At 57.3% G+C, this 21,895-nt stretch carries 19 protein-coding genes; 8 read left to right on the forward strand and 11 right to left on the reverse strand.

What is annotated here, in order from left to right:
- The coding region (locus tag ACR0J8_RS20130; protein WP_480523828.1) for a DUF3604 domain-containing protein at positions 1 to 98 on the forward strand (98 nt) is incomplete at its 5' end.
- A gap of 95 nt (positions 99 to 193) precedes the next feature.
- Here the strand turns inward: ACR0J8_RS20130 and ACR0J8_RS20135 are convergent.
- Entirely contained in the window at positions 194 to 1,831 is a 1,638-nt protein-coding gene (locus ACR0J8_RS20135; RefSeq protein ID WP_480527666.1) for a sulfatase-like hydrolase/transferase, read from the reverse strand.
- A 567-nt stretch (positions 1,832 to 2,398) separates the two neighbouring features.
- Between ACR0J8_RS20135 and ACR0J8_RS20140 the strand changes: the two genes are divergently transcribed.
- The 3 genes from ACR0J8_RS20140 to ACR0J8_RS20150 all read left to right on the forward strand — a co-directional run bounded on the left by ACR0J8_RS20140 (position 2,399) and on the right by ACR0J8_RS20150 (position 4,825).
- Complete coding sequence (locus tag ACR0J8_RS20140; RefSeq protein ID WP_480891965.1) at positions 2,399 to 3,448, forward strand: metallophosphoesterase; 1,050 nt, start codon at positions 2,399 to 2,401, stop codon at positions 3,446 to 3,448.
- A 198-nt stretch (positions 3,449 to 3,646) separates the two neighbouring features.
- A complete protein-coding gene (locus ACR0J8_RS20145) occupies positions 3,647 to 4,231 on the forward strand; it encodes a VOC family protein (protein ID WP_480527670.1) in 585 nt (194 codons plus the stop codon).
- 96 nt (positions 4,232 to 4,327) lie between these two features.
- Positions 4,328 to 4,825: a GNAT family N-acetyltransferase gene (locus ACR0J8_RS20150; protein WP_480527662.1), complete on the forward strand. Its 498-nt coding sequence runs from the start codon at positions 4,328 to 4,330 to the stop codon at positions 4,823 to 4,825.
- A gap of 243 nt (positions 4,826 to 5,068) precedes the next feature.
- Here the strand turns inward: ACR0J8_RS20150 and ACR0J8_RS20155 are convergent, their stop codons facing one another.
- From ACR0J8_RS20155 to ACR0J8_RS20170, 4 genes are all read right to left on the reverse strand, one after another.
- Complete coding sequence (locus ACR0J8_RS20155) at positions 5,069 to 5,740, reverse strand: nucleoside triphosphate hydrolase (RefSeq protein ID WP_480527660.1); 672 nt, start codon at positions 5,738 to 5,740, stop codon at positions 5,069 to 5,071.
- A complete protein-coding gene (locus ACR0J8_RS20160; protein ID WP_480527658.1) occupies positions 5,737 to 6,543 on the reverse strand; it encodes an ATP-binding cassette domain-containing protein in 807 nt (268 codons plus the stop codon). Before ACR0J8_RS20160 ends, ACR0J8_RS20155 begins: the two co-directional genes overlap by 4 nt.
- Entirely contained in the window at positions 6,519 to 7,589 is a 1,071-nt protein-coding gene (locus tag ACR0J8_RS20165; protein WP_170615753.1) for an ABC transporter permease, read from the reverse strand. Before ACR0J8_RS20165 ends, ACR0J8_RS20160 begins: the two co-directional genes overlap by 25 nt.
- 117 nt (positions 7,590 to 7,706) lie before the next feature.
- Positions 7,707 to 8,726 (reverse strand): substrate-binding domain-containing protein, encoded by a 1,020-nt coding sequence (locus ACR0J8_RS20170; RefSeq protein ID WP_480527656.1) that lies wholly within the window; start codon positions 8,724 to 8,726, stop codon positions 7,707 to 7,709.
- 186 nt (positions 8,727 to 8,912) lie between these two features.
- Here ACR0J8_RS20170 and ACR0J8_RS20175 point away from each other — a divergent pair, with 186 nt between their 5' ends.
- On the forward strand, positions 8,913 to 10,112 hold the full coding sequence (locus ACR0J8_RS20175; protein WP_480527668.1) for an ROK family transcriptional regulator: 1,200 nt from the start codon (positions 8,913 to 8,915) through the stop codon (positions 10,110 to 10,112).
- Positions 10,113 to 10,260: 148 nt separating this feature from the next.
- On the opposite strand, the gene amaB is transcribed toward ACR0J8_RS20175, so the two are convergent.
- The 4 genes from amaB to ACR0J8_RS20195 form a co-directional block, all read right to left on the reverse strand.
- Positions 10,261 to 11,757, reverse strand: a complete 1,497-nt coding sequence (amaB, locus tag ACR0J8_RS20180; RefSeq protein ID WP_480527654.1) for an L-piperidine-6-carboxylate dehydrogenase — start codon at positions 11,755 to 11,757, stop codon at positions 10,261 to 10,263.
- Between the two features lie 18 nt (positions 11,758 to 11,775).
- Complete coding sequence (locus ACR0J8_RS20185) at positions 11,776 to 12,882, reverse strand: saccharopine dehydrogenase family protein (RefSeq protein WP_480527652.1); 1,107 nt, start codon at positions 12,880 to 12,882, stop codon at positions 11,776 to 11,778.
- A gap of 399 nt (positions 12,883 to 13,281) precedes the next feature.
- Positions 13,282 to 13,557 (reverse strand): hypothetical protein, encoded by a 276-nt coding sequence (locus ACR0J8_RS20190; protein ID WP_480527650.1) that lies wholly within the window; start codon positions 13,555 to 13,557, stop codon positions 13,282 to 13,284.
- A 301-nt stretch (positions 13,558 to 13,858) separates the two neighbouring features.
- Entirely contained in the window at positions 13,859 to 15,517 is a 1,659-nt protein-coding gene (locus tag ACR0J8_RS20195; protein ID WP_480527648.1) for an NAD+ synthase, read from the reverse strand.
- Positions 15,518 to 15,673: 156 nt separating this feature from the next.
- Here ACR0J8_RS20195 and ACR0J8_RS20200 point away from each other — a divergent pair, with 156 nt between their 5' ends.
- Entirely contained in the window at positions 15,674 to 17,146 is a 1,473-nt protein-coding gene (locus tag ACR0J8_RS20200; protein WP_480527646.1) for an MORN repeat-containing protein, read from the forward strand.
- Between the two features lie 7 nt (positions 17,147 to 17,153).
- On the opposite strand, the gene ACR0J8_RS20205 is transcribed toward ACR0J8_RS20200, so the two are convergent.
- Positions 17,154 to 17,819 (reverse strand): SDR family NAD(P)-dependent oxidoreductase, encoded by a 666-nt coding sequence (locus tag ACR0J8_RS20205; RefSeq protein ID WP_480891972.1) that lies wholly within the window; start codon positions 17,817 to 17,819, stop codon positions 17,154 to 17,156.
- A 286-nt stretch (positions 17,820 to 18,105) separates the two neighbouring features.
- Between ACR0J8_RS20205 and ACR0J8_RS20210 the strand changes: the two genes are divergently transcribed.
- Positions 18,106 to 19,680 carry a 2-isopropylmalate synthase gene (locus ACR0J8_RS20210; RefSeq protein WP_170615737.1) on the forward strand — a complete coding sequence of 525 codons (1,575 nt, stop codon included), beginning with the start codon at positions 18,106 to 18,108 and terminating at the stop codon, positions 19,678 to 19,680.
- 167 nt (positions 19,681 to 19,847) lie between these two features.
- Here ACR0J8_RS20210 and ACR0J8_RS20215 read toward each other — a convergent pair whose 3' ends face one another.
- Entirely contained in the window at positions 19,848 to 20,633 is a 786-nt protein-coding gene (locus ACR0J8_RS20215; RefSeq protein ID WP_480891974.1) for a 23S rRNA (adenine(2030)-N(6))-methyltransferase RlmJ, read from the reverse strand.
- A gap of 156 nt (positions 20,634 to 20,789) precedes the next feature.
- On the opposite strand from ACR0J8_RS20215, the gene ACR0J8_RS20220 reads away from it, so the two are divergent.
- Positions 20,790 to 21,836 carry a rod shape-determining protein gene (locus tag ACR0J8_RS20220; RefSeq protein WP_039523195.1) on the forward strand — a complete coding sequence of 349 codons (1,047 nt, stop codon included), beginning with the start codon at positions 20,790 to 20,792 and terminating at the stop codon, positions 21,834 to 21,836.
- Positions 21,837 to 21,895: the final 59 nt, after the last annotated feature.

Raw genomic sequence — 21,895 nt, forward strand, 5'->3', positions numbered from 1 at the left:
ATGCCGTTCGGTTCGGGGACGAACTGCCCGCAGATGTGCCTACCTCAACACAGGAGCGCGCTTACACTTCGCCAATCTGGTATACTCCAGAAGGCTGAGATGTCCGGCAACCGATGTTGCCCAGGACCAATGTCCGTTGGCAAATGGGCTAGCGATACCAGACGAACGCCTGGGCGATCACCTGGAATGAACGTCATTGCCAGCTTGCGAAGACCTCGCGGGCCAGTTCGCTTTCCGGGCGCAGGTTTTCAATTCCCTCATAGGGAACGCCTTTGCCGAGTGGCAGGTGCGGGTATTTTGCGATCATTTTCTGATGGCGCTTGACCATGTCCTGAAAGGACGCACCAGACCAAAGCGAGCCTCCAATGTCCGGCATCTCTTCCCGTGGGTCGCGCAGGAGATTGAAGACCGGTGCTGCCGCGCCGGGAACACCGGGCGGTGGCATGTGCATCTTGAATTCCTGCTTCACAACAGAGCGAAGAACCGGGCCCTCGTAGATGTAGACATAATCCCTGCGCGAGTTTCCTTCTCCCTCCAGGAACAACGCAGTTTGATCGATGCCGTCAATAATGCGGTCGCGCGGAATGAAGGCGCTGGCGCCACCAATTCTGGCCAAGGTGGTGAAAAGGTCTGATACGTGCACGATATCGCCCGCATAACTGCCTTCCTCAATCGCACCGGGCCAGCGGACAAAGGCGTCGACCCGAACGCCGCCCTCCAGATGTTCGGCTTTTCCGCCGCGATAGATCAATTGCTGCATTCCTGAATTCGGAGAGTATTGTTTGAAAATCCCATTGTCGGCCATGAAGACGATCAGGGTGTTTTCAGCGATACCGAGTTCATCCACCTTGGCGATCACCTCGCCAAACCAATCATCGATGACCTCCATCTTGTCGGCCATGAATCCGCCGTTTCTGGTCCGTTGTTGGTCTGAGTAGACAAAGTTCAGGGGATACAGCGGCCAGTATTGCAGGAAGAACGGCGCATCCTGGCCAGCCAATCGTTCCAGTTGTTCAAGTATTTGCTGCTGGTAGCGTTCGTTCATCCGCTCGTAATGTGCCTGGGTCCATTCCTCGCCGGCCTCGATGTCGACCTCACGCGCCAATCCACCCGCCTCGGCCTCCAGACCGGTCACCAGACCGTACGGCTTGAAACGCTCATCGATCGCAAACTGATTGGACTGCCCCGAGGAATGGAAGCCCAGCATATTGTTGGCCACCATAGCCTCGCGTGTCATCAAACTGAGTTGCACTTGCTGGTGGACGGGAAAGAAGGCGACATCAAATCCCTGATTATGAGGGAAGGATTGCTCGATATCGCCCTGATGCCATTTCCCGACATGTGCGGTATTGTAACCAGCTTGTTTGAGCACCTCGGGGAGCGTCACTTCCTCGGACGAAAGGCCTTCTCCGACAAGAGCAACCTTCACCTCTTCCTGACCGGCACGCACGGGGTGACGTCCGGTCAGGAAAGCTGTGCGCGTGGGTGTGCATGAAGGCTCGGTGTACATTCGCATCAAAGAAAGGCTTTCTTCAGCGAATTGGTTGATGTTGGGCGTGTCGAAACCCGCAACATAATTCATGGCCCGATTGCCCATTAGGCCAAAGCTCACATCGTCTATCAGGACGTAGAGGATGTTAGGAGGTGCATCGCCGTTTGCCTCGCGCAACTCCTCGAGGCGGGCGTCGATCTCAACGTCCTGCGCGTCCCACTGCTCGCCAAATTGGGCACGCAGATATGCGAACTCACCATCGTGGACTATCCGGTTGTCTTGCGCACTTACGCTACCCGCAGCTAACACGAACGCTACGACTTTTACTCCCACTGACATCAGAACTCACTCCTCCAGATCGTTTTGCCGCCGTACCGCCTGATCACACAAGTAATTTTCATTTGTGTCAAAGGGGGCCAAGACCACGGCAGTTGTTGCTTCGAAGTGGCTGCAATGTAGAACGTAAATGGAATGCTTTTGGTTTGCGGCGGCCATCAATCAAAAAAGTGTGGAAACCGCAAGTTGCAGGCACAGCAGCCTTTCATTTCCAAAGATGTGTTTTCCGCTATTGTCACAAACTTTGGGGCTCGGTTACTGGATGCAATCCACATCGCAGCTTTACGGGATTTCCTTCCGACCAGCATCAGCAGGATTTCATGTACACTGGACTTTCAAGGGCCCGACCGTAGATTTGTGACATTCTTCGAAAGAGGTACCCGCGTGTTGGTCAGGACCGGTTCACTCGTTTTCGCGGCATTGAGTTTGCTTTGTTTCGGCGCTGCGTCTTCTGTCGCTGATGTTGTGCATCATTGGGTCCAGCTTGGGCCCGATGACGAAGTTGTTGTACGCGCAACCTCTACATCGCCTGACTGCCCTATTTTGCAAATCGACGGCCATTCTGTCGCCATGAAAAAAAGGGCGCTGCCAGTTAGCCAGTTCCCGGAAACCGTTTGCGAGCATCGCGCGCCAAAAAGGGCGCAACAGATAATGCTTGAGGGAAACGCGCTGCCAATTCTAAATCCAAGCGTCCTGCGGATTGTCGTGATTGGAGATACCGGCTGCCGCATTCGGGGCGGCAGCGCTCAGGCCTGCAATGACCCGGTTGCCTGGCCATTGGAATCGATTGCGGCAGAAATTGCATCCAGATCACCGGATCTGATCATCCACGTTGGCGATTACCTGTACCGATCAAGCGATTGCCCAGACCCGGAAAAGTGCGGTGGTTCCCCTTTTGGTGACAATTTCCGGGCCTGGTCTGCAGATTGGTTGGACCCGGCCGAAACCCTTTTCGCTCTTGCCCCCTTCATATTTGTCAGAGGCAATCACGAAAGTTGCGGACGCGGCGACAAAGGGTGGTTCCGGTATTTTGCACCTGGTTTCGTTCCGGATGATTGTCCGGCTGTGACTGAACCCTGGGTAGCCTCTGTCGACGGGTTTGATCTGATCGCATTCGACTCGTCCACCGGTCCCGCACCACAAAGCAGCCCCGATCTGTTGCCCGAATATGGTCGAATGGCCGGGGATTTGTTTGCAAACATCAGTGGCGAAACCTGGTTTCTCACTCATCGCCCACTTTGGGTAAACATGTGTGCCTTCGGTGAACTGATCGATGGCGACGACACGCAGCGCGCGGCATTTGGCGAGGCCATGCCAGAAACATTGAACCTTGTCCTGTCTGGCCATATTCACGCGTTTCAGGCAATCGATTTGGCAGATGGGCCGGTGCAGGGGATAAGCGGCAACGGCGGGACACAGCTGGATCCAATGCCAACAGGGGCTTTGACCAATGTTGAAGTCGCCGGAAGCCTGGCAAGTCTTGTGGTCAACAACAGTGATTTCGGCTTCCTGATGTTGACCAGAGAGGTTGGAGACAGTTGGTCGATGGAGGCGATTGACGCAAAAGGAAACGCACTAAATCGATGCCGCCTGAGCAACCGGACGCTTTCCTGCGAGTGACATATAGTCCGGTAATGTCACCGTTCATTTGTTCAGGTGTCCGTCGAGCGTCCGCTCAAGTACCGACAGCGGGTCCAAATTTACAAAAAGCCAAGGTCTGGTTTGCGGACGAAACCGATGGTTCGTTCTGGCGTTCCGCCGTTGTATGATAACTAAAGTCAAAACAGGGTGGTAACGGCAATGGAAAAGAGCGACGAACTGCGAAAAATCCAAACCCAGGGAGTTCACCATATCACGCTTGTCGGAGCGGATCGGCAAACCTCGATCGACTTTTGGGAAGGTGTGTTGGGTATGCCGTTTGTATTCGATCAACCGAACCTCGACAATCCGAATGAGGGGCATCTTTACTTCGATCCCGGTGACGGTCGATTGATTACCGTCTTCACAAATGAGGACCGCAAGCGTGACCCAACCATTGTTCCCGAAGACACCGGGTCACTGCACCACCTTGCCCTGAATGTAAGCCAAGCGACATTCTGGCAGGTTCCGGCCAGGCTTGATGCGCGCGGCGTCGCGCATACCGGTCCTGTCGATCGCGGATTCATGGATTCGATTTACTTTCGTGATCCGCTCGGGCTGCGGATCGAATTGGCCTCGTACCGATTTGAGCCACCCGAAGGCTGCCGACACGCCGACGTTATGATAGAAGCGCACCGCATCCGGGTGGCTCGCGGAGATCACCATATCGATAAGGAACATCTCGCTGACGCCATTGAGCTTCTGGTGCGAAGGGATCAGCAGAGCCTGTCCGCGGACCGCTCAGTCAGAAATCCTTACTCCTGATCGGCGTAAAGAACTATGCGAGAGCGCTTGGCTCATATTGACCGTGTTCCAACAGACTTAGGTGGGTAAGCTGAAACAATGGAAGTCTTGATACGAATGGCATCGACTGAGGCCGAATTCGAACAAGTCCGCGACTTGTGCCAACAGTGGTTGGACTGGCATTGGAAAAACTACCCAACCGACTGGCCAACCAAAGGAAACCCGATGGACCCGGCCCGGTTTCAGGCAATACTGGACGATCTCCCCTCTCTACATGCCAGACCACATGGCGGCATTCTTCTCGCGTTGCTCGATGATCAACCGGTTGGATGCGTGATGTACAACGAGGCGCGTCCCGGAGTTGCCGAGTTTAACCGCATGTTCGTGAACGACAATGGTCGTGGCTTTGGATTTGGTCGCCAGCTCTTGGATCACATGTTCGAGCAATTGATCGAAGACGGTTATCAACGTGTGCGTTTTTCGTCGGCGAAGTTTCTCACACACGCCCGGTCAATGTATGAAGCTGCAGGCTTTGTGGACGCACCACATCCCGACGAATTTCCCAACGAATGGCAGCCGTATGTCTATTTCATGGAACGTCCTCTGACGAGCTAGTCTATTAGTTTTTTAGAACAGAAGGGCCGTGGTACCTTAACACCCACCAAATCTCGCGACCGAGATGGATGCTTGGTTGATTGCTGCTCGATATCAGGATGCCGCTTCACAGGATCGACTGACCGACCGATTTCCATTCATTGAAGTATTTTTAAACGGTCCATCGGCAGGGGTTTTGGGGCCGTTGGGGGCGTGATCTAAGAGAGGATCTGGCGCATCTTTTTGGTTTGACTACTCGGCGGTTCAGAACGCGTAGCGCACGCCGAATTCGGTATAGTTCTGATTTAGGACCAGATCGGCCTTCCGACTTTTTCCAAGAACCAGTTCGGCGTTGGGCAGGTCGTTCCCGGTTGCGCGTTGCAGTGCCGTTACCGGGTCGAGGCCGTGTTTGATCCACCGTTGTTGCAGTCTGCTTTCGAGTTCTTCCAATGTCGGGCTGACAAAAACCGTCAGGGCAAAGACATCCGCCAATGCATTCCAGGGATCACTGTCCATCAGAAGGTAGTTCCCCTCAACGACGACAATCGGAGTTTCTGGATGAACGGCAATCGCGTTTGCAATCGCCAGATCCATCTGCCTGTCGAATTTTGGGTGAAAGACCTCATGCTGCGCGGACTGCAAGTCCTTGATCGCCTTGCAAAATCCAACCGCATCGAAGGTTTCCGAGGCCCCTTTTTTTGCCAGTAGTCCCCGTGCTTCAAGGACGCGGTTGTCCAGATGATAACCGTCCATGGGCACCAGCGTTGCGTGTGGAACCCCCGAGCCCTGATCAGTATTGAGCGATTGAACGACGGCCTCCGCCAGGGTCGATTTTCCGGATGCAGGGGGGCCGGCGATTGCGACAATCATCCGGACACCGGCCTGCCGTCGGGCGGCGATCAGGTCGCAAACGTGTTTTACGTCCTGCTCGATCACGCGGCGTCCTCTTTCGGGGGTTCCTTGGCGCCGGTCATGAAAGCCACGGCGTCGGACATCGTGTAGTCCTTGGGATCGATTGTGCAAAGCCGTTTGCCCAACCTGTGTACGTGAATACGATCGGCGACTTCGAAGACATGGGGCATGTTGTGGCTGATTAGGATGATCGGAATGCCCCGCGCCCGAACATCCTGGATGAGTTCAAGCACCTTGCGGCTTTCTTTCACGCCCAGTGCGGCTGTTGGCTCGTCCATGATGATGAACTTGGTCGCAAACGCAGCGGCACGGGCAACGGCCACGCCCTGGCGCTGGCCTCCGGACAGGGTTTCGATTGCCTGATTGATCGATTGAACGGTCATCAAACCAAGCTCGGTCAGTTTGTCACGCGCGAACTTCTCCATGGCTGGCCGGTCGAGCTGACGCAGGTATTTTCCCATGAAGCCCTGTTTGCGGATCTCGCGGCCCATGAACATGTTATCCGCAATCGAAAGGGCAGGGGACATCGCAAGTTGTTGGTAGACGATCTCGATCCCCATGTTCCTCGCATCAATCGGAGAGGTGAAGTTGACCTTCTTCCCCTCTATCAGGATATCGCCCTCATCCGGGATCGTTGCGCCGCAGATTGCCTTGACGATGGATGATTTGCCCGCGCCGTTATCCCCGATGACCGCCAGGATTTCGCCCTGACGCAGCTCAAAATCGGAATGGTCGATGGCGGTTACGTGGCCATAGCGTTTTACGATCCCGCGGCCCTGGACGACTGGAGTTGTGTCTGACATCAGCCCGATACCTTTCTGATCCATTGGTCAACCGCGACCGCCGCGATGATGAGAAGTCCGATAAGCAGGAAGGTCCACTGCGCGTCCGCGCCCAGTAGCCTGAGGCCAAGCGTGAAGACGCCGACGATCAGGGCACCAAACAGGGACCCCAGAATTGAACCGCGCCCCCCAAACAGCGAGATACCCCCGATCACAACCGCGGTGATGCTTTCGATGTTGGCCAATTGCCCGGATGTCGGCGAGACCGATCCGATGCGCCCGATCAGAGCCCAGCCAGCGAATGCACAGATCAGACCGGACAACATGTAGACCGACATCAAAGTTCTGTGGACATTGACCCCTGATAGTTCTGCGGCTTCTGGATCGTCCCCCACTGCGTAGACATGTCGGCCCCAGGCCGTGTGTTTGAGCGCGTAGGCCAACACAAAGATCAGCACGAGCATGAATATGACGCCAACGGTGAAGGTTGCTCCACCGATGCTGAACTTGGTGCCGAAGAACTGAAGGAAGGGGGCGTTTGCCTCGATGTCCTGACTGCGAATGGTTTCGTTCGCGGAATACAGGAAATTTGTGGCCAGAACGATCTGCCACATTCCAAGCGTGACGATGAAGGGGGGAAGCTTGACGCGACTGACAAGCCAGCCATTGAGCGCTCCGATCATGGTTCCGGCGGCCAGTCCGCACATAACGGCAATTGGCACCGGAATGCCGTATCGGAAGGAAAACTGCCCCATGATGACAGAAGAAAACACCATGATCGCGCCAACGCTCAGATCGATGCCAGCGGTCAGAATGACCAGGCTTTGCGCTGCGGCCACGATGCCGACGATCTGCACCTGCTGAAGGATCAGGGTCATCGCGAAGGGCGAAAAGAACTTTGAGCCCAAAAGCAGTCCGAAAATCAAAATCGCACCGACCAGGACGATTAGCGGCACAAAGGACGGGTTAACATGCAGAAGATGCTGCAACTTCCCCAGAACGCCGTGGCGATGATCCTCAAAAGTCGCAACAGTTTCTGTTTTGCTGGCTGCGGATTCAAATCCCTGGGCGCTTTGGTTTGCTTCGGACATATCTCCCCCTTTTCGTGGGCGTCATGCCGCCCACGAGATTAGTGTACAGGAAGTTTCGGTTTGCTGGCGAAAGGAATGATGAGGCGCTTCGGCGCGCCTCATCCAACAGGCCTGCGCTTAGCCCCAGCAGAGCTCCAAGCCTTCAGCGACCGAAATCGATTCCACACCATCAACGGGCTGATCGGTAATCAGCGCAACGCCGGTATCGTAGAAGTCTTTACCGGGTGTGTTTTCTGGCTTCACGCCCTCGTCGGCCCATTTCTTCACGGCCTCAACACCAAGCGACGCCATCAGCAAGGGGTATTGCTGGCTTGTGGCACCAATCACTCCGGCCTCAACGTTTTGTACGCCGGGGCAGCCGCCATCGACCGAAACGATCAACACGTCGTTTTCACGCCCGATGGATTTCAGAGCCTCATAGGCACCCGCCGCCGCCGGTTCATTGATCGTGTGAACCACGTTGATCGTTGAATCCTTGGCCAGAAGGTTTTCCATGGCACGGCGTCCACCTTCTTCGTTTCCGTCGGTCACGTCGCTGCCGACCAGCCGTGCGTCTGTTTCATCGCCGATAACATTTGGATCCGCCAATTCCACTCCGAACCCGTCGAGGAAGCCCTGATTGCGCAGAACGTCCACGGTCGGCTGGCTGACATTCAGATCAAGCGTCGCGATTTTGGCGTCCGCTGCTGCATCACCCATTTTGGCCTTCGCCCATTGCCCGATCAGCAGGCCTGCCTTGTAGTTATCTGTCGCAAATGTCGCGTCCGCCGAGTCAATCGGGCTGAGCGGCGTATCCAATGCGATCACAAGAACACCAGCGTCCCGAGCCTGCTGAACCGCGGGGACAATCGAACTTGTGTCAGACGCTGTCAGCAGAATTCCCTTGGCGCCATCGAGGATGCAGGTTTCAATCGCCTGGACCTGAGTTTCGTGGTCGCCGTCGATTTTGCCGGCAAAAGCCTTCAGGGTCATGCCAAGCTCTTCCGCCTTCGCGGTCGCACCCTCCTTCATTTTTACAAAAAATGGATTGGTATCAGTCTTGGTGATCAGGCAGACGGTCTCACCGGCCGCTTGCGCAGATGCGGCAGCCAGTGTGAGTGCAGTCGCCGATACGGCAAGCTTGAGTAAATTTCTCATGTTGTCCTCCCATAAAATCATCGTCGTCCCGCATGGCGCACCAGCGAGACCTACCTCCATCCTCCAATGCAGGTCGTATTCAACAAACCGCGATTCGAGCCTCGATGTCAATAAGTAAATAAAGTTTATTTATTAATTCGATCAGATATCTTTTCATAAGAAAACAAGGTGGTTATGTTCGGGATTATGGAGAAAGAAGCACTTAAAATGCTGACCGGCGGGGTAAGTCAAAGCGGTGTTCGCGATCATAACGAACGCCTGATTTTGACGGTTTTACAACGTCATGGACCGGCAGCGGGTGCGGATGTTGCCCGGTTGACCGGCCTTTCTCCTCAGACCGTTTCAATCATCCTTCGCAAACTTGAAAAGGATGAGATTCTCAAACGTGGAACCCCTTTACGTGGGAAAGTTGGCAAGCCTTCGGTCCCGATGGAGTTGAACCCGGAAGGCATCCTTTCGGTCGGCATGAAGATTGGGCGGCGCAGTGCAGACCTGCTTTTGATCGACTTTACAGGCAAGCCGCGCCGCCAGCTTTCCACCACTTATGACTACCCGCTGCCAGAAGCCGTATTCGGGTTTCTGGAGGCTGGCCTGGAAACGCTTTTGGTGCATGAGCCCCGGAAACTGCGGGACCGCGTTTGCGGGATTGGAATTGGCACCCCGTTCGAGCTTTGGAAGTGGCATGACCTGACGGGGCTGGCGGCCAAACAGTTCCGGTCCTGGAAGAACGTAAACTTCTTTACCGAGGTGGCCAGGTTCAGCAGTTTGCCTGTTTTTGTCGTCAACGATGCGACAGCAGCGTGTCACGCCGAACATCTCTACGGTCGCGGCGCGGAATACCGCGACTATTTCTACTTTTTCATCGGCTCGATGATCGGCGGCGGGGTCGCTTTGAATGGCACGGTGTTCGAGGGCAACCAGGGCAACGCCGGGGCCCTGGGCGCGATGCGCACCACCGGCCCCCTGGGCGAAAGCCAGCAGTTGATCGACACCGCCTCGCTGTTTTTGCTTGAGGACAGGCTGGTCGAAGCGGGTGTCGATCCGGGCATTCTCTGGAAGAAGCCGCAGGATTGGAGCAGCATTTCCCGGTATGTTGAGCCGTGGATTGGCACGACAGCTCAGGAATTGGCCAAAGCCGCGCTCTCGATCTGTGCTGTCATTGATTTCGAGGCAATCTTCATAGATGGGGCATTCCCGCCGGAGGTCAGGGAAGAACTGGTTTCAAGGGTGCGTCGCTATCTGGCCAACCAGGACAAGCGGGGGCTGATCCCGCCGGTCGTTGAAAGTGCAGCGGTCGGGGAAAACGCGCGCGGCATTGGCGCGGCGAGCAGTCCGATCTTTCGCCAGTTTCTGTTGAACACAAATGCGGGGCTTTCCGGAATGTAGCGGAAGCGCATTACAGGCATATTGGATCAGAAGCCCGCAAAACCCATTCGAAACAAAATTCCCCCGAGCATCTGCACCCGGGGGAATTTCAGTTTTGTATCTTTGACCTGTCAGATCGGCTGATCGGCCAATCTCAATGGACGAAAGCCTAAATGTCGAACTTGACGCCCTGCGCCAGCGGCAGTTCGGCCGAGTAGTTCACGGTGTTGGTCTGGCGGCGCATGTATGCCTTCCAGGCATCCGAGCCACTTTCGCGCCCGCCGCCGGTTTCTTTTTCACCGCCAAACGCGCCACCGATCTCGGCGCCGGACGGTCCGATGTTGACATTGGCGATGCCACAATCCGATCCTGCCGCAGTCAGGAATTGCTCGGCCTCGCGCATGTTCAGGGTGAACACGCAGGATGACAGGCCCTGCGGCACATCATTCTGAATGTCCAGCGCTTCGGCAAAGTCGTCATATCCCATGACATAAAGGATCGGCGCAAAGGTTTCGGTCTTCACCACCGCGCTTTGACCGGGCATTTCGACGATAGCGGGCTCCATGTAGACGCCGGCCGGCACGTTTTCGGTCACCCGGTTGCCGCCAAAGACAGTTCCACCCTCGGCTTTTGCGGCCTCCAGCGCTACGGTCATGGCCGCGCCCGAGGCTTCATCTACCAGCGGGCCGACCAGGGTGCCTTCAGCCAGCGGATTGCCGATGGGCAGACCGGCATAGGCCTTCTTCAGACGGCTCACCAGTTCCTCGCGGATCGAGTTGTGCGCGATCAGGCGACGCAGGGTGGTGCAGCGCTGACCGGCGGTGCCAACAGCCGAGAACACGATGGCACGAACCGCCATTTCCAGATCGGCCGAAGGGCCAACGATCATTGCGTTGTTTCCGCCCAGCTCCAGAATGCACTTGCCGAAACGTTGCGCCACGATGGGGGCCACCGCGCGGCCCATGCGGGTCGAACCTGTGGCCGAGATCACCGGAACATCCTCGCTGGCCACCAGCGCTTCACCCAGCGCGGCGCCCCCGATCAGGGTTTGCAGCAGGCCGTCAGGCGCATCGCCGAACCGGGCCAGCGCGCGCTCAAAAATCTTCTGGCAGGCCATGGCGGTCAACGGCGTCTTCTCGGACGGCTTCCAGATCACCGGATCGCCACAGACCAGGGCCAGCGCCGCGTTCCAGGACCAGACCGCGACCGGGAAGTTGAAGGCCGAGATCACGCCGACCGGACCTGCCGGATGCCATGTCTCCATCATCCGGTGACCGGGGCGTTCCGAGGCGATGGTCAGACCGTAAAGCTGACGCGACAGACCGACAGCGAAGTCGCAGATATCGATCATCTCCTGCACTTCGCCCAGACCTTCCGAGGTGATCTTGCCAGCTTCCCAGCTGACCAGAGCGCCCAGATCATCCTTGGCGGCCCGCAGCTCCTCGCCCAGCAGGCGGATAAGCTCGCCGCGGCGCGGTGCAGGAACAACACGCCAGGCTTTGAATGCCGATTGCGCGCGGGCAAAAACAGCGTCCATCTCCGCAACCGGTGGCTCGTGTATTTGGGCCAGCAGGCTGCCATCGATCGGAGACGTCACCTTGAGCGTGCCGCCGTTCAGTTCGGCCTCGGTCAGATCCAAATTCGCAAGCGTGGTTTGGGCTGTCATCACAATGTCTTTCATATCTCAGGCTGCCTTGTTCTGTTTGGTGACGTCACCAGCGCGATAAAGCTGGCCGAATTCGGTGTTGAGGAAGTCATCAAGTTTGACCTGTTCCTGCCGGACAAACCCCTTCGCGGACAGTGCGCCGATGCGCATCAGGTCGACTACGCCCAGAACACCTGCGGCGGTGGTGACCTGAATGGCGCTCCAGACCTGTCCGTTGATGGTGCGGGCAAAGGACTTGTTGATCAGAGACTTCTCGCGCAGCACCCCGTCAATCCTGCCCTTGGCGGTGCAGTAAACCAGAACGACGTCCTGGTCGGTGCGGGGCAATGCGGCCTCGAAAATCTCTTTCAGCAGATCGCGGCGGCGTTCCAGCCCCAGATCGTTCAGGAGCAGTTTCAGAATGTCGCAATGGCCCGGATAGCGGATCGAGCGATAGGACACGGCCCGCGCCTTGCCTTCCAGCGTTTCCGGCAAAGTGCCCAAGCCACCGGAAGTGTTGAAGCACTCGTATTCCACGCCGTCATGGCCCAGAACCTCGTAATCTTCCAGCGGTGCAGTCTTGACCAGCTTGCCGTTCACGATGGCATCGCACGGGTTGCAGTATTCGTTGATCAGCCCGTCGGTTGACCAGGTCAGATTGTATTTCAGCGCATTCGTCGGATACAGCGGCAATGCACCCACCCGCATATGCAGGCTATCGATCTCGTCAAACTCTGCCGCCAGCGAAGCGCCGGCAATCCCGACAAAGCCGGGTGCCAGGCCGCACTGCGGCATGAACGCCGTCTGGCTGCCCTCGGCAAGCTCGCGCACTGCCTGGGTTGCGGCGACATCTTCGGTCAGGTCGAAATAATGCGCGCCCGCAGCCTTGGCTGCCTTGGCAATGGTCGGGGTCAGAAAGAACGGTGCTGCCGAAATGACGGCATCAAATCCCGTTAGCTCTTTGGCCATGCCGTCCGCGTCAGTGGCGTCGATCTGTTTGGTGCCAACGCCTATTTTCGCGATATCGCCCAAGGCTTTCAGGTCATGATCCGCAACGGTAACACTGTAATTCGGCGACCCTTTCAAAAGCGTCGCGATCATCTGCCCGATCTTGCCGGCCCCGATGACACAAATATTCCAGGGCATCAGTTTCTCCATAAAAACTGTCTTGCGTGGAAAATGGCTGAAAGGGGTTACGCTTCATAGGGGCCAATCTGACGAATCGCACCCAGAAGCCGTCAAAATGACGGAATTTTTGTCAGTTCGGTAGGTCGATTGCAAAGCACCGTGGCACGTAACGAGGGTTGCAAATTGGCATGACGTTGAAATCACGAACGGCTCAAACAGCCGAAGGCCTTCTGGGCGCGGTGACAAGACGCCGGGCACCCGTCTCTTTTTCCGAAGACTTCATGATTTGGCGACCGTTCGCGGTGTATCAGGGGCGATCCGGGGGCGTGGCGCAGTTGCTTTCGATCGCGCCCTCCAGCTCGAGCCGCAATTGAAAGCAATGAGACCAAAATTTCCAGCGAAATTCTGTGAGCTGGACTACGCCGCGCCCGAAAACTCGGCCCACTTCTGACGAAGTGTCGCCGTCAGGCCGGTTGGCTGAGGTTCAGCCTGCTCCGAAAACTCTTCAGCCGAAGCCAGCACCGGAAACTCGGAACGTACTGTTTGAAGCGACGGAGTGCTTTGCGAGAGTTCCTCACACATGACCGCGGCAATTGCGGCCTCCAATTCGGCCTCGTCCAATTCCTGTGCCGGGGACTCCATCGTCCTTAGACGCAGATACGGGTAATACGGCCTTTCATATTCGTCATGCATTGTAACACCAAACCGTTAACTCAGACATTCGCAGATCAATGCGTCACACTTGAATCCAACACATCGCCTGAAATCTTGTTCTGCCAGGAATGCGTCACACTCGCCCCACATGCGGCGGCATTGCAGCTTAAATGTGGCAAAACATTGTCAATCGGACAAGCCTGCAGCGGCAACGGACGGCAAAAAACCGTTCAAACTGACCAGCTTAGCAAACAAAGGAGTGGGTTTTGACCGGACTGTTTCCCGTTGCTCCATTATGGGAACGTTTTCTACCCATAAACGCGACGGTCAGTTCCGATACTCAATCGGTGTCACGCCACCGATTCACGATGGGATACCGGCGATCCAACCAGAAGGCGCGTTTGGTCAGCCTTGTTCCCGGCGCAGACTGAAACCGCTTGTACTCGCTGATGTAGATCAGATGTTCGACCCGACGGGCCTCGGCCTCGTCAAAACCTGCCGCCACGCAATCGGCGATCGAGCCGTCCTGGTCGACCAGGATCTCCAGGATGGCATCCAGAACCGGATAGTCGGGCAGGCTGTCACTGTCTTTTTGGTCCTCGCGCAGTTCAGCGGTTGGGGGCTTGTCGATAACTGATGGGCGGATGACCTCACCCGCCGGTCCCATCATCCAGTCGCGATGATTGGCATTGCGCCAGCGGCAGGTCTCGAACACGCGGGTCTTGTACAGATCCTTGATCGGATTGTAACCGCCGTTCATGTCGCCATAAATGGTGGCATATCCCACCGCGACCTCGGATTTGTTGCCGGTTGTCAGCAGCATCTCGCCAAACTTGTTGGAAATTGCCATCAGCAGAAGTCCACGCAGGCGGGATTGAACATTCTCTTCGGTCAGGTCTTCGTTTCGACCTTCAAACAACGGGGCGAGCGAATTGGTGACAGCGGCGCGGCTTTCCGAGATCGGAACAAAATCGTAGTGCACGCCTAACGCCCTTGCGACGGCCTCGGCGTCGTCCAGCGAGGCCTGGCTGGTATATTCCGACGGCAACATCACGCAGCGCACGTTTTCCGACCCGAGCGCATCCACCGCTATTGCCGCCACCAGAGCGGAATCGATGCCGCCTGACAGACCAAGCAGGGCTTTGCCGAACCCGGTTTTCCCCATGTAATCGCACAAGGACTGAACCATTGCGCGATAATCCTGTTCCCATTCATCCGGTTGCGGCACGATTTCTGCCGGTGCAATGCGCCAGCCATCTTCGCTACGTTCCAGATCAATATGTGTGATCGCTTCATCAAACACGGGCATCCGGAACGCCAGCTCTCCACCCGGATTCAGGCCGAATGTTCCGCCGTCAAAAACCTGGTCGTCCTGACCGCCCACCATGTTGAGGTAGATCAGCGGCAGTCCGGTTTCGATAACGCGCGCCACCATGTGGTTCAGGCGTATGTCGTATTTGTCGCGGAAATACGGTGATCCGTTGGGGATCAGCAGAAACTCGGCGCCGGTTTCTGCCAGCGTTTCGGTTACATCCTCGTGCCAGCTGTCTTCGCAAATCGGGCTGCCGATGCGGGTGTTGCCCACCGAATAGGGGCCACCCAGCGGTCCGGCGTCATAAAGGCGGACTTCGTCGAAAACCGTTTCATTGGGCAGGTGATGTTTCAGGACTTTGCTGGAAATCCGCCCACCCTTGAGGATCAAATAGGCGTTGAACAGTTTGCCATCCTCAACCCACGGGCCGCCAATTGCCAGCGCCGGCCCATCGGCGCAGCGTTCAGCAAGCGAATCGACCGCAGCCATGGCCGCTTGGTGAAACACCGGCTTCAGGATCAGATCCTGCGTGTTGTACCCGGTGATGAACATTTCGGGCAACGCCACCAGATCGGCCTTGGCATCGCGCCCCTGTGCCCAGGCGGCAAGGGCTTTGTCAGCATTGCCGTCGATATCCCCGACAACGGGGTTGAGTTGCGCCAGAGTGATGCGGAAACGGTCGGCCATACTGCCCTCTTGCCCTCGACTGTCCTATTGCCATTTACCAGATCGCACCGTGAGGAAAAGACAAATGCGGCAAAAGCCGTTGCCCTGCCCTGAGTGGTGCCTTAGTTTTGCGCAACAGAACGCATTCAAAGCATGACCGGCCAGGCGTGAAAACCCATGAACTTGTTTCGCATATCTATAGCCGTTTCACTTTTGGCCCTGACGGCGGTCAACGTGGCCGCGCAGGGTGACGAAGTTATCATCGCCGATGACGAGGTTGGCGGCGTCTACGAGGGCACGTTTGAAAACGGGCTACGTCATGGGACCGGCACGTATCGCCTGCCGGACGGTTTCGAGTATTCCGGTGAATGGTTCGAAGGCGAGATCAAGGGCAAGGGCATCGCGCGCTACGCCAATGGCTCGGTCTATGAAGGGATGTTTGCAAAAGGCCAGCCCGAGGGGCGCGGCAAGATCGTTTTTGCCGATGGCGGCAGCTACGAAGGCGATTGGGCCGGCGGATCCATCAACGGGACAGGTATCGCCGAATACGCAAACGGAATGCGGTATGAAGGCGAGTTCAAGGATGACCGCCATCACGGCAAGGGCATGATCAAGGATCCTGCCGGCTATGTCTATGACGGTGATTGGGTCGACGGCGTGAAGCAGGGCAAAGGCCGGATAACTTACGCCGAAGGCGGCGTCTATGAAGGCGATATCGAAAACGGGCTGCGTCATGGCCAGGGTACGCTGACGCTTTCTGACGGGATGATCTACACGGGGGACTGGTCACAGGATCTGATCACCGGCAAGGGCCGTCTCACCCAGGCCAACGGCGATGTCTACGAAGGGGACATGGTCGAAGGTCGGCGCGAAGGAAAAGGCAAGGCGACCTACAAGAATGGCGCGACATATGAAGGCGACTATGTGGATGATCGCCGCCACGGCAAAGGCCGGTTTCTCGGCGCGGACGGGTTCGACTATAACGGCGAGTGGTCCGAAGGCCAGATTGAGGGATTTGGTGAGTTGATCTATCCGGATGGATCAACCTATGTCGGGGACTTTCAGGCTGACCTGCCGCACGGCAAGGGTATGAACACTTTTGCGGACGGTACGATCTACGAAGGCGACTGGATCGCCGGTGTGTTCGAAGGCAACGGCAAGGCGACCTATCCCAGCGGTGTCGTCTACAACGGACAATTCAAGAATGCCCGCAGCCATGGCCAGGGCGTTCTGACATTTGCCAACGGCTACAGATACGAGGGCGAATGGGTTGACGGCGAACGGCACGGCAAGGGCAAGGCCAGTTTCGCCGACGGCACCGTTTACGAGGGTGATTTCCGGAACGGTGAGCGCCACGGCGAAGGAACGATCACAGCGCCAAACGGGTTCAGCTACACGGGCGGCTGGATTGACGGCAAGATCAGTGGTGATGGTATTGCCACCTACGCAACCGGCGACGTTTATGAAGGCAGCTTTGTTGACAACAAACGGCAAGGCAACGGCACCATGAAATATGCCAACGGGCTGGAAGAAACCGGTGTCTGGGAAAATGGTGCGCTGGCGGAAAAGGCTGACGAATCCCAGGACGCCACAGATGCGGATGAACCTCCGCAGGAAAACGCTGAGGAACCGGCCGCTTCGGATGGGTGACCCTTACCTACCAGGGTATCCGCTCGCCGGCCCAGTCAAAAAAGCCGCCGCTATCCGCAGGCATTAATCCTTCGATGACGGACAGCAGATTGCGGGCAGCTTCATCCGGTTCGACTGCCGGGTGCCGCCCCAGATATTTCCGCGTAAACTCGGTTTTGACCGTACCGGGGTGCAGCGCCACGTAAATCGCCTGTTTATGCGTGCGTTCCAGTTCAATTGCAGCGGTGCGCGTGATCTGATTGACCGCTGCCTTTGCGGCGCGGTAGCTGATCCATCCCCCAAGCCGGTTGTCCCCGATGGAACCGACGCGCGCGGAAAGGATGGCAAAAACCGAACGCCGATCCCGAGGCAGCAACCGATTTGCGTGGCTAAGCACAAGGGCTGGCCCAACCGCGTTCAACGCGAACTGGTCCATCATCGCCGTTGAAGACAGCGACCGGATGGTCTTTTCCGGCCCGTGGCCATCGATCTCAAGCGCGCCAGTGGCGACCAGAACCAGATCAAACGGGCCCTGAAGCTTGTCCAGCGCGGAGTGAACCGCGTCGGGTTTCGTCATGTCAAATCCATCGGCCGAGCGGGACAACCCGGTCACGCTGACCTGTTGCAGGTCCAGCTGCCTGCAAATGGCGCGTCCAATTCCTCCGCTTGAGCCGATGATCAATGCTGATTTCATGTGCGCCAACCTAGAAGGATACCCGTCTGAATCAATGCCCGGCTGAAAAGGCCGGGTCCGGTCAGAGGATCGCAAATTGGTTCTTTTCATTCCTTGCGGGCTCTGTATAACCTCACAGTCATGATCAACCGCGCAGATATCCCTTATGCCGACACCGCTTTTTGCGGTGCGTCGCTGCGTGGCCTACTGATCCTAATCCGCCTCTGAGCGTGCCATTCGGCGCGCCCGCTCAGAGGAGGACGCCCGCGCGCCGTAGGCTTTAGGACAGAAGAAGAAAGAGAATCCCATGACCAACGTGACCGACCAAGACCGCGTCTTGATCTTTGACACCACTTTGCGCGACGGCGAGCAAAGCCCCGGCGCCACCATGACCCATGACGAAAAGCTTGAGATCGCCGAGCTGCTGGACGACATGGGCGTCGACATCATCGAGGCCGGTTTCCCAATCGCCTCTGAGGGTGACTTCAAAGCGGTTTCCGAAATCGCCCAACGTTCAAAAAACAGTCGCATCTGCGGTCTGGCCCGCGCAAATTTCGCGGATATCGACCGCTGCTGGGAGGCGATCAAACACGCCGAACAGAACCGCATTCATACATTCATCGGCACCTCTCCGCTGCATCGCGCCATTCCGAACCTCACGCAGGACGAAATGGCGGAAAAGATCCATGAAACGGTCAGCCATGCCCGCAACCTGTGCGAGAATGTGCAGTGGTCGCCAATGGACGCGACCCGGACGGAATGGGATTACCTGTGCCGCGTTATCGAGATCGCGATCAAGGCAGGCGCGACCACGATCAACATACCCGACACTGTCGGTTATACGGCACCACTGGAATCCGCCGATCTGATCAAGCGCCTGATCGAAACCGTTCCCGGCGCAGATGAAGTCGTGTTCGCGACCCACTGTCACAACGACCTGGGGATGGCGACCGCGAACTCTCTGGCGGCCGTGATCGGCGGGGCGCGTCAGATCGAGTGCACCATCAACGGCCTTGGCGAACGTGCGGGCAATACCGCGCTGGAAGAAGTTGTGATGGCCATGCGGACCCGCAATGACATCATGCCGTTCCGCACCGGGATCGACACCACCAAGATCATGCATATCTCGCGCCGGGTCGCCACAGTGTCGGGCTTCAACGTGCAGTTCAACAAGGCCATTGTCGGCAAGAACGCCTTTGCCCATGAAAGCGGTATCCATCAGGACGGGATGCTGAAAAACCGCGACAATTTTGAGATCATGCGCCCCGAGGATGTGGGATTGTCCGGCACTTCGCTGCCCTTGGGCAAGCACTCGGGCCGCGCGGCATTGCGGGACAAGCTGAACACGCTGGGCTATGAGGTCGGTGACAACCAGCTCAAGGACATCTTTGTTCGGTTCAAGGATCTGGCTGACCGCAAGAAAGAGGTCTTTGACGACGACATCATCGCGCTGATGACGCTGGACGATGACGAAGCTAACGATTTTCTGCAACTGGTGTCGATGAAAGTCACCTGCGGCACCGGAGGTCAGGCAGAATCGACGGTTGAGCTTGAGGTTGACGGAAAGGATGTCATCGCCACGGAATACGGTGACGGCCCGGTTGATGCGACGTTCAGGGCAATCCGCGCGATTTTCCCGAACGAGGCTCATCTGCAGCTCTATCAGGTGCATGCCGTCACCGAAGGGACGGACGCCCAGGCCACAGTATCGGTGCGGCTGGAAGAGGATGGCATGATTGCAACCGGCCAGTCGGCGAATACCGACACTGTTGTGGCCTCGGCCAAGGCTTATATCCATGCTCTCAACCGTCTGGTCGTGCGCCGTGCAAAAGCCGGGCCCGGGGCGGACACGCGTGAGATCAGCTACAAGGACCTGACCTGAAGGGCGCGAATGCTCCCGCACCCGCGGCGGTTCGGCTGCGCAGAACCACCTTGCGGCTTTGGGCCCGGCGCCGCGCTTTGGCGCGGTGCCGGGCCCAAACCAATTGACTGCATCTTTGATGCCGGCAAACGGGGCGGGGGTTCCCCCGTTGTTTGCGCGAACGTCTCTCAGATCCTGTCGAACAGGGCCGTAAGCCGCGCGGTTTCATCTTCGAAACCGTACGGAGCGTTGATTATGAACATCCCTGAACCGATCATGTTGTGCCCTTCCCGGGCAGGCGGGAAGATCACTTCGTGGCGCATCACCTTTGGCAATGCCTGATTGGTCAGGGCTGCCAGCATAGGCTTATGACGGTCATCGGCCAGAATCGGGTACCACAGCGCGATCACCCCGACATTCCACTTGCGGTGCAGTTTGGCGACGATCCCCGGTAAACGACCATATTCGGCCTTCACCTCGTAGCTGGGATCGATCAGCAACATTCCACGACGCGGCGTGGGCGGCAGCAGGGATTGCGCCAGTTCGTAGCCATCCTGCCGATACACCCGTGCGTTTCGGGCCGTTAGCGCGCCTGAAAGGGCCGCGTATTCCTTTGGGTGCAGTTCCGCGAAATGCAAATTGTCCTGTGGGCGTAACAGGCTGGCTGCGATCATGGGAGAACCCGGGTAACAGGCCGGTCCATACCGGGCCTGTATGTCCGAGATTGCCCGGGCCAGCGGGTGTTCCGGATCGAACCAGGCCTCTCGCCGCGCCCTTTCGATGCCCGCGTCCGCTTCGCCGGTTTTGCGGGCCTCCTCCGAGTCCAGATGGTATAGCCCGCGTCCGGCGTGGGTTTCGATGTAGCTCAGCGGTTTGTCTTTTTGCGTCAGATAACGCAGCGTCCAGGCCAGCAAAGCGTGCTTTTGCACGTCCGCCAGATTCCCGGCGTGGTAAATATGTTGATATGAAAGCATTTTGCCTTCTAAAGTCCCTATCAATGAGGCGAAAAGGCGCTGATTGTCACGGAATCAGGCCTTTAATCGGGCGTGTTGGCACCCTATAAGTCATCCGTCCCGGAACCGTCGAGTCGCGGGCAGTAGAAAATTCTGACAGACAGGATCAGGGGAAACATGGGGATCTTTGGCAATCTGGGCGGCCTGTTCACAGCGGACATGGCCATTGACCTTGGGACGGCGAACACGCTGGTTTATGTCAAAGGGCGCGGCGTCATTCTGTCCGAACCCTCTGTGGTCGCCTATCACGTCAAGGATGGCGTGAAGAAAGTGCTGGCTGTGGGCGAAGACGCCAAGCTGATGCTGGGCCGGACCCCCGGTTCCATCGAGGCCATCCGCCCGATGCGCGAAGGGGTCATTGCCGATTTCGACACCGCCGAGGAAATGATCAAGCATTTCATCCGCAAGGTGCACAAGCGCTCGACCTTCTCGAAACCGAAAATCATAGTCTGTGTTCCGCATGGTGCGACTCCGGTCGAAAAGCGCGCAATCCGACAGTCGGTTCTGTCCGCAGGGGCCCGTCGCGCGGGTCTGATCGCTGAACCCATTGCGGCCGCCATTGGCGCGGGAATGCCGATCACCGATCCGACCGGAAACATGGTTGTCGATATCGGTGGCGGTACAACCGAAGTTGCGGTTCTGTCGCTGGGCGACATCGTTTATGCCCGCTCGGTTCGCGTCGGTGGGGACCGGATGGACGAGGCCATCATCTCGTACCTGCGCCGTCAGCAGAACCTGCTGGTAGGTGAATCGACCGCCGAGCGTATCAAAACCACCATCGGCACTGCCCGGATGCCCGATGACGGCCGTGGCCAGTCGATGCATATCCGCGGCCGTGACCTGCTGAACGGTGTCCCGAAAGAAATCGAGATCAGCCAGGCTCAGGTGGCCGAGGCGCTGTCCGAACCAGTCCAGCAGATTTGCGAGGCGGTGATGACCGCGCTGGAAACCACGCCGCCCGATCTGGCAGCGGACATTGTGGACCGGGGCGTCATGCTGACCGGCGGTGGCGCTCTGTTGGGTGATTTGGACCTGGCGCTGCGCGAACAAACCGGTCTGGCCGTGTCGATTGCCGATGAAAGCCTGAATTGTGTGGCTTTGGGCACCGGCAAGGCGCTGGAATACGAAAAACAACTGCGCCACGCGATTGACTACGAAAGCTAAGGCGCGCACCCTTCCAATACAGGGTTAACAATCGGGCGCGAGCAGCACGGGAAGGAGTC

Source organism: Ruegeria sp. N11, assembly GCF_056531525.1.